Source organism: Sinomonas terricola (assembly GCF_034931225.1).
Taxonomy (GTDB): domain Bacteria; phylum Actinomycetota; class Actinomycetes; order Actinomycetales; family Micrococcaceae; genus Sinomonas; species Sinomonas terricola.
Map to the genome: position 1 here is coordinate 76,974 of NZ_JAYGGQ010000003.1, position 22,405 is coordinate 99,378.

Here is a 22,405-nt window from a genome sequence, read left to right on the forward strand (position 1 = left end):
GCGAGCGAGGCTGAAGGAGGTGCCGTGGAGCCGGCGCGGCTGGGATGGGCGGGCTTCCACGTTTGGGAGAGCTTCTGGGTGGGCGGAGTCCGCCGCGGTGCGCTGTTCCGATCGTTCGACGGCGTGCGGCTCACCGTGCGCGTCGCGTTCGACGACGGCGTGGGCGCGCCGTTTGCCGCCCAGTCCCTTCTGAGCGTGGGGCCGGAGACCTGGGACGCCTGCGCGTTCCGGCAGGAGCCCGGCGGTCTCCGGACGGAGCTCGGCCGAGAGGCGGCAGGCCTCGGTGCCGACACGCTTCCGTCGAGCGGCGAGTACCTGCTCGTCGCGCGCATTGCCGAATCGTCGCGAGGGGGAGCGGAGTTCGGCCGGATCGACGAGGCGCAGCCGGACGCGGGCCCGGCGCCGGCCAGGGTCCGGCGGAGGCCGGGCGGGGCCATCGACTTCCCCGACGGCCGGATCCGGCAGGCCGAGCGTCTCGACGTCGTCGCGGGCGGCATGCGGGTGGCGACGTACTGGGCCGTCGGGGGCGTCGTGGTCCGGAGCGCGTGGGCTGGCGCGCTCACGTTCCTGTGCACGGAGGCGGAAGCGCTCGAGGGCCTCGACCCGGGGATCTCCTCGTTCCTGCGGCAGGGTTTCGTCGCGCCGTAGCCGGGGCACCCCTCACTCCTCGGGGTGGAACCTCCGCCCGGTGACGCGCTCCGACGCGCCGACGCGATCGAGGTACGGCGTGATGCCGCCGAGGTGCATGGGCCACCCCGCGCCGAGGATCATGCAGAGGTCCACGTCCTCGGGGCCCGCGACGACGCCTTCCGCGAGGAGGAGCCCGATCTCCTCCGCGAGCGCGTCCTGGCACCGCGCGAGCACCTGCTCGCTCGTCGAGGGCGAGTCGCCGAAGCGCAGGAGCGTGAGGGTCGAGGTGGGGATCTCGTGGCCGCCGTCGGGCGTCGGTGCCCACAGCCCCCTGATCCCTGCGTCGATGAGGGCCTGCTGATTCGCCGAGACGTGGAAGCGGTTCCCGAACGCGGCGTGCAGGGACTCGGAAACGTGCTGGGCGACTGGGAGCCCCACCATGGCAGCGAGCGTGAACGGCGTCATGGGCAGGCCCATGGGCTTGAGGGAGAGGTCCGCGACCTCGGCGGGCGTGCCCTCGTCGAAGGCTGCGGTGACCTCGCCCATAAGGCGCAGGAGCACCCGGTTGACGACGAAGGCCGCCGCGTCCTTGACGAGCACCGCCGTCTTCCTGAGCGATCTCGCGAGGCCGAACGCCGTGGCGAGGACGGCGTCGTCGGTCTTCGGGGCCCGCACGATCTCGACGAGGGGCATGACGGCGACCGGGTTGAAAAAGTGGAAGCCGACCACGCGCTCGGGGTGTTCGAGATCCTCGGCCATCGCGGTGACGGAGAGCGACGACGTGTTGGTCGCGAGGATGCACTCGGGCGAGACGACCGCCTCAACCTCGGCGAAGACCTGCTTCTTGACGGACAGCTCCTCGAACACGGCCTCGATCACGAAGTCTGCGTCGGCGAACGCCTCCTTGGACACGGAGCCGCTCACGAGCGCCTTGGTGCGCGCGGCCGCGTCGGGGGCGAGGCGCTTCTTGGCGAGCAGTTTGTCCACCTCGGCGTGGACATAGCCGACGCCCTTGGCCACGCGGGCCTCGTCGATGTCTGTCATGACCACGGGCACCTTGAGCTGCCGGGCGAAGAGGAGCGCGAGCTGGCTCGCCATGAGCCCAGCGCCGACAACGCCGACCTTGGCCACGGGGCGTGCGAGCTTCGCATCCGGCGCGCCCGCTGGGCGCTTCGCGCGGCGTTGGACGAGGTCGAGGAACGCGTACACGGTGTCGCGGAACTGGGGGCTCTGCATGAGCTCGGTGAGAGCCTCGACCTCGAGCTCGGCCGACTCTTCCTGGCTCGCGAGCTTCCCGGCCTCGAAGACGTCGAGCACCTTGCCCGGTGCGGGGGCGGCGTCGCCGGTCTTCGCAGCGACGAGCGCCCGTGCGGCCTTCGCGGCGGCGTCCCAGCGCTCCGAGGCCTCCGCGCCGGCCGGCGCGGCGGAGGAGGGGTCGACGGCGTGGGGGCGCTCGACGCCGACGCTCCCCGCGAGCACACGGCCCGCCCACGCGAGGGACTGCTCGAGAAAGTCGGCGGGCTCGAAGAGGGCGTCCGCCACCCCGAGAGAGAAGGCCTCGCGGCCGCCCATGGTCCGGTTGTTGCTCAGCGGGTTCTCGATCATGACCTTGAGCGCGGCCTCGGGGCCCACGAGGCGAGGCAGCCGGTAGACGCCGCCCCATCCGGGGATGAGGCCGATGAACGCCTCCGGGAGGCCCAGTCCGTTCGCCGCGGTCGAGACGGTGCGGTACGTGCACGCGAGCGCGATCTCGAGGCCGCCGCCGAGCGCCACGCCGTTGATGAACGCGAACGTCGGGACGCCCAGATCGGCGAGCAGGTCATACGCCTCGTGGCCGAGGCGCGCCATCTGGGCTCCCTGGTCCGGGTCCCGCAGCTGCTTGACGGTCGTCAGATCGGCGCCCGCCACGAGGAAGTAGGGCTTGCCCGTGACCGCGACGGCGTCGATCTCTTGCGCCGCCGCGCGCACCCGCAGCGTCTCGAGGGTGCGGCCGAGCTCGACGAGCGTGTTGGGCCCGAGCGTGGTCGGCTTGGTGTGGTCGAGGCCGTTGTCGAGCGTGATGAGCGCAATCTTCAGAGAGGATCGGCCGCTCGCACCGGCAGGCCGCGGGACGACGACGTCCTTGACGAGCGAGTGGGTGACGATCTCGTGCGGCACTGCTGCCGCGAGCGCCGCGTACTGGTCGAATGCAGAGGCGGACATTCACTCGCCCTTCCGGTAGTCGGGGTGGTTGGGGTTCTCCCAGATGACGGTGCCGCCCATGCCGAGCCCGATGCACATGGTCGTCATCCCGTAGCGGACGCTCGGGTCCTCGGCGAACTGGCGGGCGAGCTGGGTCATGAGCCGCACGCCGGACGAGGCGAGGGGATGGCCGACGGCGATGGCCCCGCCATAGCGGTTGACGCGCGGATCGTCGTCGGCAATGCCGAAGTGGTCGAGGAAGCTCAGCACCTGGACGGCGAATGCCTCGTTGATCTCGAACAGCCCGATGTCCTCGATGGAGAGCCCCGCCTTCGCGAGCGCCTTCTCGGTGGCGGGCACGGGCCCGATGCCCATGACCTCGGGCTCGACTCCCGCGAACGCGAACGAGACGAGCCGCATGCGCGGGGCCAGGCCGAGCTCGTCGGCCGTCTCTGCCGAGGCGAGGAGGCACGCTGTCGCGCCGTCGTTGAGCCCGGCGGCGTTGCCGGCGGTGATGCGTCCATGCGGGCGGAATGGCGTCCTCAGGCCCTCGAGGTCCTGCATCGTGGTCCCGGGCCGAGGCGGCTCGTCGGCAGTCGCAAGGCCGAAGCCCTCGCCTGGGCAGTGAGTCGCGACGGCCACGAGGTCCGGCTGGATCTGGTCGTTCTCGTAGGCCGCGGCGAGCTTCGCCTGCGAGGCGACGGCGTAGCGGTCCGCTCGTTCCTTCGTGATCGCGGGGAGGCGGTCGTGGAGGTTCTCGGCCGTGCTGCCCATCGTGAGTGCGGTCGGATCGACGAGGCGCTCGGCCGCGAAGCGCGGATTGGGATCGGTGCCCTGGCCCATGGGGTGGTTGCCCATGTGCTCGACGCCTCCGGCGATGACGACGTCGTAGGCGCCGACGCCGATGCCGCTCGCCGTCACCGTCACCGCGGTCATGGCGCCCGCGCACATGCGGTCGATCGCGAAGCCGGGCACCGTGCGCGGGAGGCCCGCGAGGATCGCGGCGCTGCGACCGATCGTGAGGCCCTGGTCGCCCGTCTGGGTCGTGGCGGCGATCGAGACCTCGTCGATGCGGTCGGCCGGGAGTGCGGGGTTGCGGCGCAGAAGCTCTCGGATCGCCTTGACCACGAGATCGTCTGCGCGTGTGCCGTGGTACATCCCCTTCTCGCCGGCCTTGCCGAAGGGTGTGCGGACGCCGTCGACGAAGACGACGTCGCGGATGTGCCTGGTCGTGGCCATGGGCAGCTCCTGAGGTGGTGGGATGGCGGTGGGGGACAAGCCGCTCAGCGCGGGGCTGCCATCTATGTTACTCGTCAGTAACATAGATGGCAATGGCCACTGCGTACGATGGGCACATTGCCGGACGACGGAAGGATGACGGCTGTGAGCCAGGATCCGAAGGACGAGCCCACGCGCGAAGCACCCGCGCCGAATCGGACGGGCGGGCAGGCAGACGAAGTCAAGGTGACGCGCGTCGGCGCCGTGTGGACCGCCGTGGTCGTCGGGCTCGCCGTCCTCGTGTTCCTCATCGTGTTCTTCCTTCAGAATCAGGACACCGTGCGGGTCCGATTCCTTGGGCTGGACGGCGGTGTTCCGCTCGGGCTCGCGCTCTTCATCGCCGCCGTCGCAGGGGGCATTCTCGTGGCCATCGCCGGCGCGGCGCGGATCATTCAGCTGCGCATCGCCGCTGCACGGCGCCGTCGGCCGCCGCGCTCCGACGTCCGCTGACGGCGCGGGCGCGGCGGGGCCGGAATGAGGGCGCTCAGCCGCCGGCGGCGGCCTTCTTCTTGGCCGGAAGCGGCTCGGGGTTCTCGAAGGATTCGAGGACGGCCGGGAGCACGTGGTCGATCTGCCACTCGCGCGCGCCGAGATCGCGCAGGGCGGAGGTGAGGGACTCGGCGGTGAGGGGTGCGGGCGGGCGCCATGCCACGCGCCGCAGATGGTCCGGCGTCAAGAGGTTCTCCGTCGGCATCCCGAGCTCCTCCGCGACGGCGGCGACGCGCGGGCGGGCCGTCTGCAGCCTTGCCGCGGCCTCCGGATCGCGGTCCTCCCACACACGCGGCGGCGGGGGAGCGTTCGTCTGCACGTGAAGGGGCGGGAGCTCGTCCTCGCCGAGCGTCCGCGCCGTCGCGACGGCGCGTAGCCAACGCGGCGCCTCACGCTGCGCGGCCCGGCCGTGGAAGCCCTTCGTCGCGATGAGCTGGGGCACCGTCGAAGGCATCGAACGGGCGACGGCGACGAGCGCCGAATCGGGGATGAGCTTGCCTGGTGCGATGTCCCGCTTCTGCGCGAGCGCGTCGCGCTCGGTCCACAGTTCGCGCACCGCGGCGAGCTGACGGCGGCTGCGGATATGGTGCACCCCGGACGTGCGGCGCCATGGATCCGGCTTCGCCTCCGGGAGCCCGGCCGCGAGGATGGCCGCGAACTCCTCCTCGGCGAACTCGAGCTTCCCCTGCGACGCGAGCAGCTCCGCGAGCTCGTCCCGCAGCTCCACGAGGACCTCGACGTCGAGGGCCGCGTACCGCAGCCACGGCTCGGGCAGCGGGCGCGTCGACCAGTCGGCGGCCGAATGCTCCTTCGCAAGCCCGAAGCCGAGCAGCTGCTCGACGACTGCGGCGAGGCCCACGCGGGGCAGGCCCGCGAGCCGGGCGGCGAGCTCCGTGTCGAAGAGCCGGTCCGGCCACATGCCGAGCTCGGCGAGGCACGGAAGATCCTGCGTCGACGCGTGCACGACCCATTCGACGCCGCGCAGCGCGTCGTTGAGGGCCTCGAGGTGGTCGAACGGCTCCGGGTCGATGAGCCAGGTCCCGGCGCCCTCGCGCCGGATCTGAACCAGGAACGCCCGCTGGCCGTACCGGAAGCCCGAGGCGCGCTCGGCGTCGACGCCCGCGGGGCCGGTTCCGCCCGCGATGGCCGCGGCGGCCCGTCGGAGCCCCTCCTCGGTCTGGATGACGAGCGGCACGCCGTCGCGCGGCGCATCGAGTTCGACGACGGCGGGCACGGGCTGCGTGAACCCCTCGACGTGCACGTGGGCCTGGTCGGCACCGGTGTCGATCGGAGGTGGTGCGGCAGAGCCGGCGGCTGCGCCGGGCTCCGGGCCAGCGTGGGTCGCGTCCTGGGACTGTGCGGTCATGATGTGCTGAGTCTACGCCCGCGTGGCACTCAGTTCCGGCGCCGCGGGAGCGGCGCAACGCCGTCCGGGAGGGGCGGAAGGCCTGCGAACGTACAGATCATGTCCGCCCACGCCTCGAGATGGGACCGCACCGCCGGGCTCTGCGGCGTCCACGACGCCCGCAGCTCGATGTCGATCGATTCGCGGCGCCCCGCGAGGGTCCCGAAGCTCTCCGAGAGGACGCGGGTGGCCGTTCCGCCGGCGGCCGTGTAGTCGGCGCCGTGCTTCTCGAGCGCTTCGACAAGCCAGGTCCACGCCACCGAGCCCAAGAGGGAATCCTCGGCCATCTCGGGCTCGAGGCGGGCTCGGATGTAGGTCACGATCCGGAAGGTGCCCTGCCACACGGCGGGCGGCGCGGGGTCGTGGAGGAGGATGAACCGGCCCGTCGCGAGCTCTGACGAGGCCGGCTCGGATGCGGCAGGATGCCCGGCGAGGCGCCCACGCCCCGCGGACTCGAGCACTTCGGCCTCAAGCGCGACGGCGTAGGGCGCGAGCCGGGCCGGCGCCGGGATTTCCTGGAGCTTGAGCTCGGGGCGCCCGACGGCGGCCCGGAGCGAGCGCAGCGCACTCAGGAAGTCCGCAGGCAGCTGAGCTAATGCGGTCACGATCACAGGGTACGTCGAGGCGGACCCGTCGGCGCCGATGGCACGCCCTACACGGGCGTTTCCGTCGCGGCGGCGGGCGCAGGGTTCAGCGGGCGAGCTCCTCGCGCAGCGCGGCCGAAAACGCGTCGACGTCCTCCGGCGTCGTATCGAACGAGCACATCCAGCGCACCTCACGGCGCGAGGCGTCCCAGTCGTAGAACGCGAACCGCTCACGGAGGCGGTCCGCGACGCCCTCGGGCAGGACCGCGAAGACGCCGTTCGACTGCGTCTCCTGGGTAAGCTCGACGCCGTCGAGCCCCTCAACCGCGGCCCGCAGGCGCGCCGCCATCGCGTTCGCATGCGCGGCGGAGCGCAGCCACAGATCGTCCTCGAGGAGCGCGAGGAACTGCGCGGAGACAAAGCGCATCTTCGATGCGAGCTGCATGTTCATCTTCCGCAGGTACGCGAGCCCGTGCGCGGGGTCCGGGTTGAGCGCGACGACGCACTCGCCGAAGAGCATGCCGTTCTTTGTCCCGCCGAACGAGAGGATGTCGATGCCCGCGTCACGCGTGAACGCCCGTACCGGCACGTCAAGTCCTGCCGCCGCGTTCGCGAGCCGTGCGCCGTCCATGTGCACCTTCATGCCGAGCGAGTGCGCGTGCTGCGTGATGGCCCGCAGTTCGTCGACCGAGTAGCGGGTTCCGAGCTCCGTGGTCTGGGTGAGGGACACCGCGAGCGGCTGCGCGCGATGCTCGTCCCCCCACCCCCACGCCTCGCGGTCGATGAGCTCGGGCGTGAGCTTGCCGTCCTCGGTCGGGACGGCGAGGAGCTTCATGCCGCCCACACGCTCGGGGGCACCGTTCTCGTCGACGTTGATGTGGGCCGTCTGCGCGCAGACCACCGCACCCCAGCGGGGCAGGAGCGACTGGAGCGAGAGCACGTTCGCGCCCGTGCCGTTGAACACGGGGTAGGCCTCGACGCCGTCGCCGAAAAGCCGGCGCATCTCGGCCTCGAGCCGAGCCGTGTATTCGTCCGCGCCGTAGGCGGTCTGGTGGCCGCCGTTCGCCGCGGCGAGCGCCGCGATGACCTCGGGATGGGCGCCCGAGTAGTTGTCCGACGCGAAGCCGCGGCGCTCAGTGTTGTGGAGCGGCCAGCCGGCGGGGGCACCGGGCTCTGGGGAGGCGGACGCGGGGGAGAGGGCAGGAGGGATCGAAGTCACTGTCAAAGTATTGCCTACGGTTCTGGGGAGAGGTTCTGGGCTCGGTGGGGGCAGACCGGCATTCAGGCCGAGAGATCGAAGCGTGCGCCGTTGATCGCGGCTGCGTCTTCGGTGAAGAGGGCGACGGCGCGGGCCGCGAGGTCGTCGACGTGTGTGTAGCCCGGAAACTTCCGCTCGGGATGCTCGGCACGCATGTCGTCGTCGAGAAGCGACTTGACGGCGAGGACGACGGCGGCGCTCGTCTGGGGGAGGGGAGCCTCCTTCCGTTCCGCTTGCACCGCGGCGAGCCCGCGCGCCATGGCTCGCGTCCATGCCTCGGCTGCCGCTTTCGCTGCCGCGTAATTCGCGTAGCCTGCCCTCGGATGTTCGATGAGCGTCGACGATACGATGACGAAGCGCCCACGCGGTGAGGCCTCGATGTCGTCGAAGAACGCTCGGCTCGTGTTGCGCAGCGTCGCGATCGACCCTCGTTCGAGGAATTCCCAATCTTCGTCGCTCTGGTCGGCGAGCGTGCCGCCCCCGCGCCATCCCCCCACGAGGTGGATGACGCCGTCGACCGCGCCGAAGGTGGCGCGCAGCTCTGCGGCAAGGGCCTGGACCGCCCCGAAGTCGGCGAGATCGCACTCGCGCTGGGGGACTCCGCCGTCGTCCGCTCCGCCCGGCGCGCCGAAGGCCGCCTCAAGGCGGGCCGCGTTGCTCCCGACCGCGACGGCGATCGCCCCGGCGGCGCGGAGGGCGCGGACCGTCGCCTCGCCGGAGGCCGACGTGGCCCCGGCGACAACGACGACGGCGTCCTGCGCCCCGCGCGGGCTCGTTGTCTCTTCGCCGAGGCTCACGCCCCCGCTCCCGGCAGGGGCGTCTCGCCCGTGATGCCCGCGGTGGACTCGATGACTGGCCGCATCTTCTTCTCCAAGGCCTCGTAGAACATGGACAGCGGGAATTCGTCGTCGAGCACCTGATCGGTGATCTCGCGCGCCGTTCCCGTGAGTGGGAGCGCGCCGGGGCCCTTCGCCCACACGGAGGCGGGATGCGGGGTGACCGTTCCCGAGACGAGCTCGTACGCTGCGAGCCAGTGTGCCACCTTCGGTCGATCGATGGAACGCCAGTACAGTTCATCGATCGCGTCCCCGAGGGCGCTCACGACCGCGGGAACCTCGGCCCAGTCGATCGCGAGCTTCGTGTCGGTCCAGTGGAGCACGCGGTGCTGGTGCATCCATGCGAACAGGAGCTGGCCTCCGAGGCCGTCGTAGTTGCGCACGCGATGGCCCGTGATGGCGAAGCGGAAGATGCGGTCGAAGATGACCGCGTACTGGACGAGCTTCGCGTGCCGGCGTGCCGCGGGGTCCGCCTTCTCGTCGCGCTCGATCTTGACCGACTCGCGGAACGCCGTGAGGTCGCAGCGCAGCTCTTCGAGCGAGTAGAGGAAGAACGGCATGCGCTGCTTGATCATGAACGGATCGAAGGGGAGGTCACCGCGCATGTGGGTGCGGTCGTGGATGAGATCCCACATGACGAACGTCTCCTGCGCGAGCTTCTGGTCCGCGAGCAGTTCCGCCGCGCCTTCGGGGAGCTCGAGGTTCGTGACCTTCGCGGCGGCGTCGAGGACGCGGCGGAAGCGTGCGGCCTCCCGGTCGGCGAAGATCGCGCCCCACGTGAACTTCGGGATCTCGCGCATCGCGACGGTCTCGGGGAAGAGCACGGCAGAGTTCGTCGCGTAGCCCGGCGTGAAGTCGAGGAACCGGATGGGCACGAAAAGCTTGTTGCTGTACTCGCCGGCCTCGAGCTCGGAGATGAACTCGGGCCACACGACCTCGACGAGGACGGCTTCGACGAGGCGGTCCCGGCTGCCGTTCTGCGTGTACATGGGGAACACGACGAGGTGCTCGAGGCCGTTCACGCGGTGCTGCTGCGGCTGGAAGGCGACGAGCGAGTCGAGGAAGTCCGGGACGCCGAAGCCGCCGTCGGCCCAGCGGCGGAAATCGGCGACGGCGAGGCTGAGGTACTCGGCGTCGTGCGGGAAGCGGGGCGCGAGGGCTTCGATGCCCGCGACGATCTGCTCGATGAGCTCGCGCGCCAGCCCGTGCACGCCGGCCTCGGGGACGGAGCCGTCCTGTATCTGCAGCGACTGGAGGCGGACCGCAGCGTCCTTGAGGCTCAGCCAGGCGGGGTCATGGGCAAGGGCGGCGCGGGTGGGTGAGATAGCGCGGGCGGGTGAGGCCTCAGCTGCGTGGGCGATCGTGGTCATGGAGTCTTCGCTTTCTCTCGGTGGGAAGCTGATTCGAGAATAGCGATGAGCAAGAATCTCTGAGTGTGAAAAGCCTTGAGAAATAGAAAGTCTATTGCTCAAGGCTGTCGCAGCGTGACCGTGCCCTCGCCGGGCAGGGCCTCGGCGTCACTCCTCGTCGGGCACGAGCGTGAGGGAAATCGAATTGATGCAGTACCGCTGGTCGGTCGGAGTGCCGTAGCCCTCGCCCTCGAACACGTGCCCGAGGTGAGAGTTGCAGTTCGCGCAGCGCACCTCGACCCGGTCCATGCCGAAGGTGCGGTCGTGGAGGTAGACGACCGCGTCGTCCGCGAGCGGCGCCCAGAAGGACGGCCAGCCGCAGTGCGAATCGAACTTCTCGCGGCTCGTGAACAGCTCGGCCCCGCACGCGCGGCACCGGTAGCTGCCCTTCGTGTGCGTGTCCCAGTACTCGCCCGTGAAGGCCCGCTCCGTGCCGGCCTCACGGAGCACGTGGTACTCGGCCGGCGTGAGCCGCTCCCGCCAGTCGGACTCGCGGAGTGATGCGGCGTCTCGATCGACGTAGGGGACGTGGGTATCAGGCGTGGGCTCAGGGGAACTCATGAACAGAGAACGATCAGGAGTCGCCGATAAATCCCGTGCCGGCGTAGAGGTGCAGCACCGGGATGCCGATCCGCCGCTGGGCCTGGTTCGCCCAGTCCGTGTGGAACGTGTCCTCGATCGCGTGGGGGAGGGTCACGACGACGGCTTGCCCGGCGCCCGAGGCCGACGCGCGGTCGGCCAGCGCGGCGACCGGATCGCCCTCGACGAGCGTTCCCGTCACCTCGGAGCCCAGGCCCTCGAGCGCCTCGAGCGACCCATCGAGCGCGGTCTGTGCGACGCTGCGCTGGGCTGCCGGATCGACCTCGCCGGAGAGTCCCTCGAAGGCTTTGCCGAATTCGAGCATGGAGAGATGGTCGAGGAAGTCCACGACGAGCCTGCGCTTCCGTCCGGTGGGGACGAGGACCTCGAGCGGAGTGTCGCCCTCGACGAGGTCGGATACCGCGGCGCGCTCCGCGGGTCCCAGGGCGACTTCGGTCAGGATGAGGATCGGCGCCGTCATGGGTTCAGACTAGCGGCCATGCCCGTGTTCGCCCACAGCTTGCGCGCGCGGGTCGCGGCCGCGCGCCGTCGTCCGCCGCCTGCCCTCGGGCTTGCGAGAATAGGGCCATGCCCCGAACCCCCGGATCCGCCCGTCTGTCCCGCAACGAGCAGCTGCCCCGGAGCGTATGGGCCCTCTTGGGGGCCGGGGCGGGGCTCGCCGCGGCTTCCGCCGTCGCTGCGTCGAGCTCCGCGCTCGCCGCCCACTTCGCCCGGAAGATCGTGACCCCGGAGCGGGTCAAGGCCGAAGACCAGGAGATCCTCGCCGTGCAGGGCTCGGGTACCGAGCGCCGGGTCATCCTCAAATCCTCGCCGGACACGATTGTCGACGGAGAGTACAGCCTGTTCTTCGCGGGCGGCACGGGGCATGTGCGCCTCGGCCCGCTCGAGGACTACACGCCCGGAGACGGGACCGTCACGCGCCGGGTCCTCGCCGAATACAGCGGCGACCTCTCGCAGGCCGTGCGGGGCAAATGGAGCGGCGTCGTGTTCTCCTCGCCAGCGGACCTCGGCTGCGCCTACGAGGAGATCGAGTTCCCCACCGAGCTCGGCCCCGCGCCCGCATGGTTCGTCCCCGGGGACGCCGGGGAACACCCCTCGACGTGGGCCATCATGGTGCACGGGCGCGGCGCGACGCGCTCGGAGACGCTTCGCAGCCTCATCCCCGCCCGCCGGCTGGGGCTCACAAGCCTCATCATCTCCTACCGCAACGACGGCGACGCGCCCGCGACGGCCGACGGCCGCTACGGCCTCGGCATGACCGAATGGCAGGATGTCGAGGACGCCATCGCGTACGCGCTCGCCCATGGAGCGCAGGACGTGGTGCTCTTCGGGTGGTCGATGGGCGGGGCGATCAGCCTCGCCGCCGCGGACAGGTCGAGCCTGCGGCAGTACATCCGGGCCCTCGTGCTCGACGCGCCCGTCGTCGACTGGGTCGACGTCCTCGCACATCAAGCGCAGGTCAACAGGATCCCCAAGGGGATCGGGCGCTTCGGGCAGTTCCTCCTCGCCCATCGGTGGGGACGCCGGATCACAGGACTGGCGGCGCCCCTCGACTTCCGGGCGATGGACTGGGTCACACGCGCGGTCGAGCTGCGTACCCCGACGCTCATCCTGCACAGCGCGGACGACGATTTTGTGCCCTTCGGGCCCTCGGCCCTCCTGGCCGGCCGGAATCCGGAGATGGTGACGCTCGAGACGTTCCGGAAAGCCCGCCACACCAAGGAGTGGAACGTCGACCCCGAGCGCTGGGAAGTCGCGATAGCCTCGTGGCTCGCCCAGACGCTCGCGCCACGGCCCGGGCCGGGAGGGCCCATGCCGTCGTCCGTGGGAACGTCAGCGGGCGCGCAGGGGCGCGATTGACGCCTTCGTGACGCGGACAAGGTCCGCAGGAGCGAGCTCGATGTCGAAGCCCCGGCGGCCCCCCGAGACGAGGATCGTCTCGAACTCGAGGGCCGATTCGTCGATCGCCGTGGGAGAGGGCAGGCGCTGCCCCAGCGGGGAGATCCCGCCCAGCACATAGCCCGTGCGTCGCTCGGCGGCCGCCGGGTCCGCCATCGAGGCCTTCTTCGCGCCGAATGCCGCTGCCGCAGCCTTGAGGTCGAGGTTCCCGCTCACGGGGACGACGGCGACGCACAGTCGGGCGGCGACGTCCCCGCCGATGTCTACGACGAGAGTCTTGAACACGCGCTCCGGCGCAACGCCGAGCACCTCGGCGGCCTCGAGTCCATAGCTCGCCGACGACGGGTCGTGCTCGTACGGGTGTGCCGTGTAGGGGACGCCCGCGGCCTCGAGAGCCGCCGTCGCGGGCGTGCCCGGGCCGTGCGCGGTCTTGGTCTTGCCTCGGGATCGCATCGCTACCTCGCGTCGGTTTTCGTGGGGCTGGAGCATGGTGGCAGTTCGGGGACGTCGTGTTGCCCTGTGGGCGAGCGTGTCGATCGGCTGCTGGAACATCGCCTCGTAGACCGCCGGATGCTCGACGGCGAAGTCGAGATAGGCGACGGCGACAGCCTCGATCGCCCGGCGTCCCGTCGCGGAGCCCGCCGCGTCAGCTCGGCGAAGCCCTCGAAGGCGAGGACGCGCATGATCTCCGTCTTGCGGCTGATCACCAAGAGGCCCGTGGAGGGCCCCGAACAAGGGGTGCGGCGTGCGGGGGAGGGGTGCTGGATCCTCAGGCAGTCTGGCCGAGGTGGCACTCGCCGGCCACCTTGCGCTTGATGCGCACGAGCATCGCCGTCATGCCGCGCAGCCGCAGTGGCGAGACGGCGCGGTCCAGGCCGAGCTCATGCGCGATGTCGTCCGGCACCGCGAGGATCTCGTTCGCCGGGAGCCCGTCAAGCCCTTCGGCGAGGATGCTCGCGAAGCCTCGCGTGGTCGGAGCCTCGCGCGGAGCGGTGAGGAAGAGGCGCACAGTCGGGAACGCGCCGTCGTCCGCTGGCTCTGTCTCGATTGTGATGAAGACCGGCGACTGGCACTCGACAACCTGCTCGAGCCGCTCCGGGTGATTCTCATACCGCTCAGGCAGCTCGGGAAGCGACTGCGCGAACTCGAGCAGGAGCTGGAGGCGCTCTCGCTCCTCGAGGGCCTGGAACTCGTCAATGATCTCCGCCAAGGGGGCGGGTGTGGTGTGAGTCGTCATATCCCTTCCAGACTACGCCGGGCGATGTGAAGCGCGGCGGCCTCGTCATGAGACCGCCGCGCCTGGGTGGTGGCCGATTGCTGGTTGCCGCGCCCTAGGAAAGCGGCCAGGTGCTGCCTGTCCGCCACCCTGATGCGGGCATCCGTATGCCGCGCCCTAGGAAAGCGGCCAGGTGCTGCCTGTCCGCCACCCTGATGCGGGCATCCGTATGCCGCGCCCTAGGAAAGCGGCCAGGTGCCTCGGTGTTCACCCTTAACAATCGGAACCCGCACCGCATTTCCCCACTCGGTCCAAGAGCCGTCGTAGTTGCGGACGTTGTCGAAGCCGAGGAGGTACTTGAGCGCGAACCACGTGTGGCTCGAACGCTCGCCGATGCGGCAGTAGGCCACGACCTCGTCGCCCGCCGTGAGCCCCGCCTCGCCGAGGTAGAGGTCCTCGAGCTCCTGCCGCGACTTGTACGTTCCGTCCTCGGCGGCCGCACGGGCCCACGGGATCGAGGCCGCAGTAGGGATGTGGCCGCCGCGGAGCGCGCCCTCCTCGGGGTACGCGGGCATGTGGGTGCGCTTGCCCGTGTACTCCTCGGGGGAGCGGACGTCGATGAGCGGCTTGCCGAGGTGCGCGAGGACATCGTCCTTGAATGCGCGGATCGGGGCGTCGTTGCGCTCGACGACGGGGTAGCCGCCCTCGACCGGGGTCGGGACCTCGGTCGTGAGCTCGCGGCCCTCGGCGATCCACTTGTCGCGTCCGCCGTCGAGGAGGCGGACGTCCTCGTGGCCGAAGAGCGTGAAGACCCACAGCGCGTAGGCGGCCCACCAGTTCGACTTGTCACCGTAGATGACCACGGTCGTGTCGCGCGAAATCCCCTTCGAGGAGAGGAGCTTCGCGAACGCGGGACCGTCAACGTAGTCGCGGGCCACCTCGTCGTTCAAGTCGGTGTGCCAGTCGATCTTGACGGCGCCCGGGATGTGGCCGGTCTCGTAGAGCAGCACGTCCTCGTCGGACTCGACGACGGCGAGCTTGCCGCCGTCGAGCGCGCCGTCGGCGAGCTGCGCTGCAAGCCAGTCCGTGGAGACGAGGCGCTCCGGGTGGGCGTACGCGGCAAACTTCTCGTTGCTGTCGAGGGGGTAGCTCATGGCGGTGGCCTTTCGCTCGGCTGAGTCGGGCAGCCGCCACGCAAGGGCGTGCCCGTGAAGGTTCCCCTCCAGCGTAGTCAGGGTGCGGGGGTGCGGTGAGAGCCGTCGTCGTCGTCTGTCATGCTGCGAAACATGACGGGCTGGTCCGCGATATCCTTGCCTCTGCCTCTCAATCCATGTAATCGCCCCTTGGGACCCCTCGGCGGCCCCGGGCCCCAATGACGGACGGAATCCTTGGCGACTGTCGCACACCTGGCCACCCGCACGCCCAAAGTGTCGGTGGACGATCTCCTGGCCGGCCTCCACCCCTCGCCCCGCTTCGGCGCGGTCTCGTTCGAGAGCTACCGCCCGGACCCGGCCCAGCCCTCGCAGGCTGCCGCGGTCAAGTCGCTTCGCGACTTCGGCACGTCCATGGACGGGGCTGGCGGCGGCGGGCTGTTCTCCCGGTTCTTCGGCGGCAACAAGGCGAAGGGCCGGGCGGGCATCTACCTCGACGGCGGCTTCGGCGTGGGCAAGACCCACCTGCTCGCGTCGCTGTGGCACTCGGCCCCGGGCCCGAAGGCCTTCGGAACGTTTGTCGAATACACGAACCTCGTGGGCGCCCTTTCCTTCCGCAAGACCGTCGAGGCCCTCAGCTCCTACCGGCTCGTGTGCATCGACGAGTTCGAACTCGACGATCCCGGCGATACCGTCCTCATGTCCCGGCTTATGCGCGAACTCGCGGATGCCGGCGTCAAGCTCGCGGCAACGTCCAATACCCTGCCCGGCGCACTGGGCGAGGGACGGTTCGCCGCCGTCGACTTCCAGCGGGAGATCCAAGTTCTTGCCGAGCAGTTCGACGTCGTGCGGATCGACGGCGATGATTACCGCCACCGCGGGCTTCCCGCGGCGCCGGCGCCGCTCAAGACCGAAGAACTCGACGCACGGATGAACGCGGAGTTCGACGGCGGGGTCGTCGCCGTGGACGATTTCGGCGCCCTCATGAAGCACCTCGCCGGGGTGCACCCGAGCCGCTACAGGCAGCTCATCGACGGGATCGACGGAATCGTGTGGAAGGACGTGCATACGATCGAGGAGCAGGCAGTCGCCCTCCGGTTCGTCGTCCTCGCGGACCGGCTGTACGACAAAGACGTGCCGATCCTCGCTTCGGGCGTGCCGTTCGACCAGCTCTTCACGGCCGAGATGATGGGCGGCGGCTACCTCAAGAAGTACTTCCGGGCCGTTTCCCGACTGACCGCCCTCGCCCGCGAGGGCCAGGCGCACGAGCCCTCCTAGGCCAGTCGGATCCAAGCGCAGACGCAGAAATGCCGGTCCCGCCTCTCAGCGGTACCGGCATCCCTGTGACGTATCTTGGTCGGCCCGGCTCTTCTGCCGGCTGAGTCCCTAGGACAGGCCCCCGATAGGTCGGGCGGGGTCCTCGAAGACCTCGAGGTTCCTCGTGCAGCTTCCGGTCCTGGCCGCGATCGCGTCGACTGAATTCACGGCCACCTCCTTTCCCCTCAGGGAGCCACTGTGCTCCACCACGAAAGATGGTAGCCACGTGTCGAGCCCAATCCAACCCCCTCGCAGGAGTCGGGGGCATGTCTCGAGGGATAGGGCTGGGGGCGGCCCGCACGTGGCTACCGGGAGAAGAGAGCTGCGGGGGGCTCGGCTATGACGCGAATCTCCCTGATTCCAAGGTGAACAATGGGTGAACGGCGGGCGGTGGCCGGACAGAAAAGGCAGGGACCGGACGGAAAAGGCGCCCCGCTGGGGCGCCTCGGTGGGTGGGCGATACTGGGATCGAACCAGTGACCTCTTCCGTGTCAGGGAAGCGCGCTACCGCTGCGCCAATCGCCCGTGTTCAGTTGTGCCCTCGCGGGTCTCTTCGCGGACATGTCCCCTGAGGGGGAAATGTCCGTTAAGAAGAAGAGAGCGGACGACGAGATTCGAACTCGCGACATCCACCTTGGCAAGGTGGTGCTCTACCAACTGAGCTACGTCCGCAGGGGAGGCCTGAGCCTCTCCGTGGGCGATACTGGGATCGAACCAGTGACCTCTTCCGTGTCAGGGAAGCGCGCTACCGCTGCGCCAATCGCCCGGAGCCCCGGAACAACCGGGATTCAGGATGTGCACCGAGGTGGGGACGGGATTCGAACCCGCGTATACGGCTTTGCAGGCCGCTGCCTCGCCTCTCGGCCACCCCACCGTGTTGGCATCCGCGTGGATGCTTCCGACAGTGTCCTGCGAGCGGACGACGAGATTCGAACTCGCGACATCCACCTTGGCAAGGTGGTGCTCTACCAACTGAGCTACGTCCGCAGGGTATCTGCCCGGCTTCGTCCTTTCGTGCGACTCCTGTCTGGGGGCCGCCGATCGGGCTCTAGGCCGCGCTTCAACGAGTAAAGACTCTATAGGACCGTCGGGCAATGCACAAATCGCACCGCGCCGCGTCGACATGGGTGGCTGGGGCAAACCACATGCGTGCAATTCGGTGTTGAGATCCCGGGGGTGATTTGGAACGAGACCGCGCGTGGGCTAGAGTCGTAGAGCGCTCGACGACGGGTGCGTCAGATCGATGCAGAGGAAGTCTGCAGGATCGCTGGGCGATTGGCGCAGTGGTAGCGCGCTTCGTTCACACCGAAGAGGTCACTGGTTCGAACCCAGTATCGCCCACCTCGAAACCCCCGGACGCCGTCCGGGGGTTTTCCTTTTCCCGGCGGGCTGTGCCCACCGTGCTCGCCACGGGCCGGGCTTGGCTTGTCGGACCCGTGTGAAAGGGTGACGTCATGACAGTCCCCGGCCTCGCAGCTGAATCCCCCGACGGCTTCGGGAGGATGTACCGGCGGTCGCTCTCGGACGAGCCGACCGTCCCCTCCATCACGACCGTGATCGCCCAGCAGCCCCTCGATCTCGACGGGTGGCGCAGCTATATGGCTGCCAAGCACGTGGCCGATCATCCCGAGCTGCGCGAGGCGCTCGAAAGCCCCGCGAGGATCCGCCAGCTCGTGCGCACGGCCGTCGACGCGTCTCACGAGTATGCGCGCACGGCCGCCCGGCGAGGGGACCGGGTCCACAGCTTTGCCGAGCAGCTTGCGCTCAAGGCACTCGGGCGGGCCAATCGGCTCGAAGAGGCCCGCGAGGAGCTCCGCATCAACGGAGAGGAGGCCTTCGGGGCGACCGTCGAGAGCTGGTGGGAAAGCTTTGGCGTCGAACCGATAGCGCCTGAGCAGACGGTGTGGAACACCTCGGTCGGCTACGCGGGAACGCTCGACCTCGTCGCGAGGATCAACGGACGAATCTGCCTCGTCGACTACAAGACGAAGGGCACGACGCGGGACGGGCGCGTCAAGCCGCCGGACGACAAGGTGGCGATGCAGCTCGTAGCCGGGATGAAGGCTGAGGAATCCCTCGTCGACGCAGCGGCCGGGGCGTGGGAGCCCTGGCAGTACGGCGAGGATCCGCTGCTCATCGCTGTCGCGATCGGAGAGACAGAGTACGCGGCGGTGCGCGTCAATCCGGAGGTCCGGAAGTTCCACTGGGCCACGTTCTGCCGGCTCCGTCGCGTCTGGGCTGCGCGCGTCGAGGCCTCCGCGGCGGGCCGTACGCTCCTTCCGCTTCCGCCGCCTCCGCCCGCGACCCCGCGCCAGCCCGGCCCCGCGGATGAGACCCGTCCCACTGATTAGAATTGCCCCAGCCCATCCGCCCTCACGCCACATCGAAAGGCTCCTCTCGCCATGGCAATCCTGCCCATCCGGATCATCGGCGACCCTGTGCTGCGCACGCCCGCGGACCCCGTGACTGACTTCGGGCCTGAACTCGAACGCCTTGTGGAAGACATGCTCGAGACGATGGACGACGTCGACGGCGCGGGACTCGCCGCCCCCCAGGTGGGCGTGGGCAAGAGGGTCTTCACCTACCAGATCGATGGCGAGCGCGGGCACATCGTCAACCCGGTCCTCTCGCTCTCGGAGGACTACCAGGAGGACGTCGTCGAAGGATGCCTCAGCATCCCTGGCGTCGCGTTCCCTGTGCGCCGGCGGCGGGCGACGACGGCGGTCGGCTTCGACGTCCACGGCAACCCCCTCGAGATCAACGCCGAGGGGATGCTCGCGCGCGCGTTCCAGCACGAGACCGACCACCTCGACGGGGTCCTTTTCGTCGACCGGCTCGAGGGTGACGACCGCAAGGCCGCCCAGCGCGCGATCCGGGCGATCGACTACAGCTCCGTCGTGGGCCAGACCGTCACGAAGCGCGCCGGCCACGTGGGGTCGGCCTTCGGCAAGGGCGCATCGTCTGCGGCCGGCACATCGTTCGGCGGGGCGGGCGCTCCCGCGTGAGGGTCCTGTTTGCGGGAACCCCCGCCGTCGCCGTCCCCTCGCTCGATCGGATCGCGGACGAGCCAGGGCTCGACCTCGTCGGCGTGCTGACACGGCCGGACGCGCCGATCGGCCGCAAACGGGTCCTCACGCCGTCGCCCGTCGCCGCGCGCGCCGAGGAACTCGGCCTGCCTCTCGTCAAGGCGAGCCGGATCACGCCCGAGGTGACTCATCAGCTTGCGGCGTTTGCGCCGGACGTCGCGGCGATCGTCGCCTTCGGGGGGATAGTTCCCCGAGAAGCCCTCGGGGTTCCCGCGCACGGCTGGATCAACCTCCACTTCTCCCTGCTTCCTGCCTGGCGTGGGGCCGCGCCCGTCCAGCACGCGCTCATCCACGGCGACGACGTGGTGGGAGCGTCGACGTTCCTGCTCGAAGAGGGGCTCGACACGGGGCCCGTGTACGGGACGATGGCGATGACGGCTGCGGCCGACGCCACGGCGGGGACGCTGCTCGCCGAGCTCGCCCAGAGCGGGGCCGGCCTGCTTGTCACGACGCTCGCCGGGATCGACGCGGGCACGCTGGCCGCCCATCCCCAAGAAGGCGAACCGACCTACGCGCCGAAGCTGACCCTCGACGACGGCCGGATCGACTGGTCGCAGCCGGCTGTCGCGATCCAGCGCAGGGCACGCGGCGTAACGCCCGAGCCGGGAGCGTGGACGCTGCTCGACGGGCAACGGTTCAAGCTCGAGCCGCCCAGGCACCGCCCCGATGTCACGGGCCTCGAGCCCGGGCGACTCGTGTGGAACGGCAGCTCTCTGCTCGTCGGCACGGCGACCCACGCACTCGAACTCGTGCGCGTCCAGCCGGCGGGCAAGAAGATGATGGGAGCCGCGGACTGGGCGCGCGGCGCCGGAATGCCTGAGGGGATGAGGTTCGAGTGACAGCCGAACGGCGCAATGACCGCGGACGCGAGCGGAACCGCGGCGGCAGCGGCCGGCGCCAGTTCAGCCAGCAGGCGCCGAGCCAGCGGACGAGGACTGCGGACCCTGCCCGCCTCGTGGCCTTCGAGGTCCTGCGTGCCGTCTCCCGGGACGACGCCTACGCGAACCTCGTCCTCCCCGCCCGGATACGCCACCACCGTCTCGACAGAAGGGATGCGGGGTTCGCCACCGAGCTCGCCTACGGGGCGCTCCGGGGTCAGGGGACCTACGATTCCGTGCTCTCGCGCTGCGTTGACCGGCCCCTCGAACGGCTTGATCCGGCCGTTCTCGACGTCCTCCGCCTCGGCGCCCACCAGCTTCTCTCGATGCGCGTTCCGCCCCACGCCGCGCTCAACCAGACCGTCGCCCTGACGAGGGCCGTCGTCGGGGCGGGACCCGGTTCGCTCGTCAACGCCGTCCTGCGGCGGGTCGCCGAGCAGGGGCTCGACGCATGGCTGGACGAGCTCGCCGCTGAGGCCCCCGACGAGATCGAGGCCGCCGCGATCCGGCATGCGCACCCGGCGTGGATCGTCCGGGCGCTTCGGCAGTCCCTCGTCGCCCACGGCCGGCCGGTCTCGGAGATCGATGACCTCCTCGAAGCGGACAACGCCGCTCCGGTCGTGAACCTCGTCGCCCTCCCCGGCCTGGGTAGCCTCGATGAAGCCCTCGACGCCGGTGCGACGCGCGGCGAACTCGTCGAGGGGTCGGCTCTCTCCTCGGGCGGCGACCTGGGCCGCTGGGCCGCGGTCCGCGGCGGCACTTTGCGCGTCCAGGACGTCGGCTCCCAGCTGGTGGCGCGCGCCGTCGTCGCAGCACCCCTCTCCGCGGGGGGCAACGGCGACGAGCGATGGCTCGACCTCTGTGCGGGGCCGGGCGGCAAGGCTGCGCTCCTTGGAGCCCTCGCGTCGCAGCGCGGGGCAACCCTGCTGGCGAACGAGCCGGCCGAGCATCGTGCCGAACTCGTGCGCCAGGCCCTCCGTCCCGTTCCCCCCGAAGCGTGGTCGGTGCGCGCGGGCGATGGCCGGACGCTCGGCGGCGAGGAGCGCGGCGCGTTCACGCGGGTCATCGCCGACGTTCCGTGCAGCGGGCTGGGAGCACTTCGCAGACGGCCCGAGTCGCGATGGCGCCGCATGCCGCAGGACCTCGCGGAGCTCGCCCCGCTCCAGCGCGAGCTCCTCGACTCGGCCATCGAGGCGACGGCGCCGGGTGGAGTCGTCGGCTATGTGACCTGTTCGCCGCATCCGGCCGAGACAACCGCCGTCGTCGAGGACGCGCTCCGCCGTCGCCGCGACATCGAGCCGCTTGACGCGGGCGCCATCCTTGACGCCGCGGCCCTTGAGCCGCTTGGCGCCGGGCACCCTCTTGCCTCGGGCCGTGGCACCACGGCCCAGCTGTGGCCGCACATCCACGGCACCGACGCCATGTTCCTCGCGCTCTTCCGCAAGCTACCACCCAGTAAGGAGTCCTGAGTGAGCCGCTGCTGCATCCACCCGAGCATCCTGTCCGCCGACTTCGTCAACCTCGAGGCCGAGCTCGCCCGGATCGGCTCCGCCGACGCCGTCCACGTGGACGTCATGGACAATCACTTCGTCCCGAACCTCACGCTCGGGCTCCCCGTGGTCGAGCGGATCCAGGCGGTGAGCCCCATCCCGCTCGACGCGCACCTCATGATCGCCGACGCGGACCGCTGGGCGCCGCTCTATGCCGAGCTGGGGCTCGCGTCCGTCACGTTTCATGCCGAGGCGGCCATCGCGCCGATCAAGCTCGCGCGTGAGCTCCGGGCGCGCGGGGCGAAAGCGGGCATGGCCTTGCGGCCCACGACCGCCGTCGAGCCCTACCTCGACATGCTCGGCGAGATCGACATGCTGCTCATCATGACGGTCGAGCCCGGATTCGGCGGGCAGGCCTTCCTCGATGCGACCCTCCCGAAGATCCGGCGCGCCCGGGCGGCCGTCGACGGAAGCGGTGCGAAGGTCGCGATCCAGGTCGACGGCGGGATCTCGGCATCGACGATCGAGCGCGCGGCGGAGGCGGGAGCAGATGTCTTCGTCGCAGGATCTGCCGTCTACGGTGCGGCAGATCCTGCCGCGGCGATCGCGGCGCTCCGGGCGGCAGCCGAGGCGACCGTTCGCGCAGGAGGCTCCGTCCGCTGAGCCGACGTGCCACGGGCGGCGTCTCGTGTCGAGGC

The 22,405-nt window shown here is 70.3% G+C and carries 21 protein-coding genes and 6 tRNA genes; 10 read left to right on the plus strand and 17 right to left on the minus strand.

Annotated elements, in window-relative coordinates; all coding sequences use genetic code 11:
- Positions 1-24: 24 nt before the first annotated feature.
- Positions 25-648, plus strand: coding sequence for a hypothetical protein (locus SPF06_RS06100; protein ID WP_323278116.1), 624 nt, complete (start codon positions 25-27; stop codon positions 646-648).
- A 12-nt stretch (positions 649-660) separates the two neighbouring features.
- Here the strand turns inward: SPF06_RS06100 and SPF06_RS06105 are convergent, their stop codons facing one another.
- Both SPF06_RS06105 and SPF06_RS06110 read right to left on the minus strand, forming a co-directional pair.
- A complete protein-coding gene (locus SPF06_RS06105; protein ID WP_323278118.1) occupies positions 661-2,832 on the minus strand; it encodes a 3-hydroxyacyl-CoA dehydrogenase NAD-binding domain-containing protein in 2,172 nt (723 codons plus the stop codon).
- Entirely contained in the window at positions 2,833-4,050 is a 1,218-nt protein-coding gene (locus SPF06_RS06110; RefSeq protein ID WP_323278119.1) for a thiolase family protein, read from the minus strand.
- 144 nt (positions 4,051-4,194) lie between these two features.
- Between SPF06_RS06110 and SPF06_RS06115 the strand changes: the two genes are divergently transcribed.
- Positions 4,195-4,539 carry a LapA family protein gene (locus SPF06_RS06115; protein ID WP_323278120.1) on the plus strand — a complete coding sequence of 115 codons (345 nt, stop codon included), beginning with the start codon at positions 4,195-4,197 and terminating at the stop codon, positions 4,537-4,539.
- Positions 4,540-4,573: 34 nt separating this feature from the next.
- Here SPF06_RS06115 and SPF06_RS06120 read toward each other — a convergent pair whose 3' ends face one another.
- The 7 genes from SPF06_RS06120 to SPF06_RS06150 form a co-directional block, all read right to left on the minus strand.
- Positions 4,574-5,944, minus strand: coding sequence for a ribonuclease D (locus SPF06_RS06120; protein ID WP_323278121.1), 1,371 nt, complete (start codon positions 5,942-5,944; stop codon positions 4,574-4,576).
- A gap of 29 nt (positions 5,945-5,973) precedes the next feature.
- Positions 5,974-6,591, minus strand: coding sequence for a DUF3000 domain-containing protein (locus SPF06_RS06125; RefSeq protein ID WP_323278287.1), 618 nt, complete (start codon positions 6,589-6,591; stop codon positions 5,974-5,976).
- A gap of 82 nt (positions 6,592-6,673) precedes the next feature.
- On the minus strand, positions 6,674-7,777 hold the full coding sequence (locus SPF06_RS06130; protein ID WP_323278288.1) for a threonine aldolase family protein: 1,104 nt from the start codon (positions 7,775-7,777) through the stop codon (positions 6,674-6,676).
- 71 nt (positions 7,778-7,848) lie between these two features.
- Complete coding sequence (locus SPF06_RS06135; protein ID WP_323278122.1) at positions 7,849-8,622, minus strand: SDR family NAD(P)-dependent oxidoreductase; 774 nt, start codon at positions 8,620-8,622, stop codon at positions 7,849-7,851.
- Positions 8,619-10,031, minus strand: coding sequence for a DUF6421 family protein (locus SPF06_RS06140; protein WP_323278123.1), 1,413 nt, complete (start codon positions 10,029-10,031; stop codon positions 8,619-8,621). Before SPF06_RS06140 ends, SPF06_RS06135 begins: the two co-directional genes overlap by 4 nt.
- 147 nt (positions 10,032-10,178) lie before the next feature.
- Positions 10,179-10,631, minus strand: coding sequence for a peptide-methionine (R)-S-oxide reductase MsrB (gene msrB / locus SPF06_RS06145; RefSeq protein WP_323278124.1), 453 nt, complete (start codon positions 10,629-10,631; stop codon positions 10,179-10,181).
- 13 nt (positions 10,632-10,644) lie between these two features.
- Positions 10,645-11,130, minus strand: a complete 486-nt coding sequence (locus SPF06_RS06150; protein ID WP_323278125.1) for a hypothetical protein — start codon at positions 11,128-11,130, stop codon at positions 10,645-10,647.
- A gap of 107 nt (positions 11,131-11,237) precedes the next feature.
- On the opposite strand from SPF06_RS06150, the gene SPF06_RS06155 reads away from it, so the two are divergent.
- The gene (locus SPF06_RS06155) at positions 11,238-12,530 is read left to right on the plus strand and encodes an alpha/beta hydrolase family protein (RefSeq protein ID WP_323278126.1); all 1,293 of its coding nucleotides are present in this window, start codon (positions 11,238-11,240) and stop codon (positions 12,528-12,530) included.
- Here SPF06_RS06155 and ybaK read toward each other — a convergent pair.
- The 3 genes from ybaK to SPF06_RS06170 all read right to left on the minus strand — a co-directional run bounded on the left by ybaK (position 12,504) and on the right by SPF06_RS06170 (position 14,939).
- The gene (gene ybaK, locus SPF06_RS06160) at positions 12,504-13,022 is read right to left on the minus strand and encodes a Cys-tRNA(Pro) deacylase (RefSeq protein WP_323278289.1); all 519 of its coding nucleotides are present in this window, start codon (positions 13,020-13,022) and stop codon (positions 12,504-12,506) included. The genes SPF06_RS06155 and ybaK overlap by 27 nt on opposite strands.
- A gap of 316 nt (positions 13,023-13,338) precedes the next feature.
- Positions 13,339-13,806 carry a SufE family protein gene (locus tag SPF06_RS06165; RefSeq protein WP_323278127.1) on the minus strand — a complete coding sequence of 156 codons (468 nt, stop codon included), beginning with the start codon at positions 13,804-13,806 and terminating at the stop codon, positions 13,339-13,341.
- A gap of 218 nt (positions 13,807-14,024) precedes the next feature.
- Positions 14,025-14,939, minus strand: a complete 915-nt coding sequence (locus SPF06_RS06170) for a sulfurtransferase (protein WP_323278129.1) — start codon at positions 14,937-14,939, stop codon at positions 14,025-14,027.
- A gap of 234 nt (positions 14,940-15,173) precedes the next feature.
- On the opposite strand from SPF06_RS06170, the gene zapE reads away from it, so the two are divergent.
- Positions 15,174-16,214 (plus strand): cell division protein ZapE, encoded by a 1,041-nt coding sequence (gene zapE / locus SPF06_RS06175; RefSeq protein ID WP_323278130.1) that lies wholly within the window; start codon positions 15,174-15,176, stop codon positions 16,212-16,214.
- Positions 16,215-16,706: 492 nt separating this feature from the next.
- Here zapE and SPF06_RS06180 read toward each other — a convergent pair.
- The 5 genes from SPF06_RS06180 to SPF06_RS06200 form a co-directional block, all read right to left on the minus strand.
- A tRNA-Val gene (locus SPF06_RS06180) sits at positions 16,707-16,778 on the minus strand.
- Between the two features lie 74 nt (positions 16,779-16,852).
- Positions 16,853-16,925: transfer RNA gene (locus tag SPF06_RS06185), tRNA-Gly, on the minus strand.
- A 22-nt stretch (positions 16,926-16,947) separates the two neighbouring features.
- Positions 16,948-17,019: transfer RNA gene (locus SPF06_RS06190), tRNA-Val, on the minus strand.
- Between the two features lie 37 nt (positions 17,020-17,056).
- Positions 17,057-17,127, minus strand: a tRNA-Cys gene (locus SPF06_RS06195).
- Between the two features lie 40 nt (positions 17,128-17,167).
- Positions 17,168-17,240 (minus strand) — tRNA-Gly (locus SPF06_RS06200).
- 282 nt (positions 17,241-17,522) lie between these two features.
- Between SPF06_RS06200 and SPF06_RS06205 the strand changes: the two genes are divergently transcribed.
- The 6 genes from SPF06_RS06205 (at position 17,523) to rpe (ending at position 22,370) form a co-directional block, all read left to right on the plus strand.
- Positions 17,523-17,594: transfer RNA gene (locus SPF06_RS06205), tRNA-Val, on the plus strand.
- A gap of 113 nt (positions 17,595-17,707) precedes the next feature.
- A complete protein-coding gene (locus tag SPF06_RS06210; RefSeq protein ID WP_323278131.1) occupies positions 17,708-18,604 on the plus strand; it encodes a PDDEXK family nuclease in 897 nt (298 codons plus the stop codon).
- 51 nt (positions 18,605-18,655) lie between these two features.
- Entirely contained in the window at positions 18,656-19,258 is a 603-nt protein-coding gene (gene def / locus SPF06_RS06215; RefSeq protein WP_323278133.1) for a peptide deformylase, read from the plus strand.
- Entirely contained in the window at positions 19,255-20,178 is a 924-nt protein-coding gene (fmt, locus tag SPF06_RS06220; RefSeq protein ID WP_323278135.1) for a methionyl-tRNA formyltransferase, read from the plus strand. The genes def and fmt overlap by 4 nt, the downstream gene beginning before the upstream one ends.
- Positions 20,175-21,686: an RsmB/NOP family class I SAM-dependent RNA methyltransferase gene (locus SPF06_RS06225; protein ID WP_323278136.1), complete on the plus strand. Its 1,512-nt coding sequence runs from the start codon at positions 20,175-20,177 to the stop codon at positions 21,684-21,686. The genes fmt and SPF06_RS06225 overlap by 4 nt, the downstream gene beginning before the upstream one ends.
- Entirely contained in the window at positions 21,687-22,370 is a 684-nt protein-coding gene (gene rpe, locus SPF06_RS06230; protein WP_323278137.1) for a ribulose-phosphate 3-epimerase, read from the plus strand.
- Positions 22,371-22,405 lie beyond the last annotated feature (35 nt).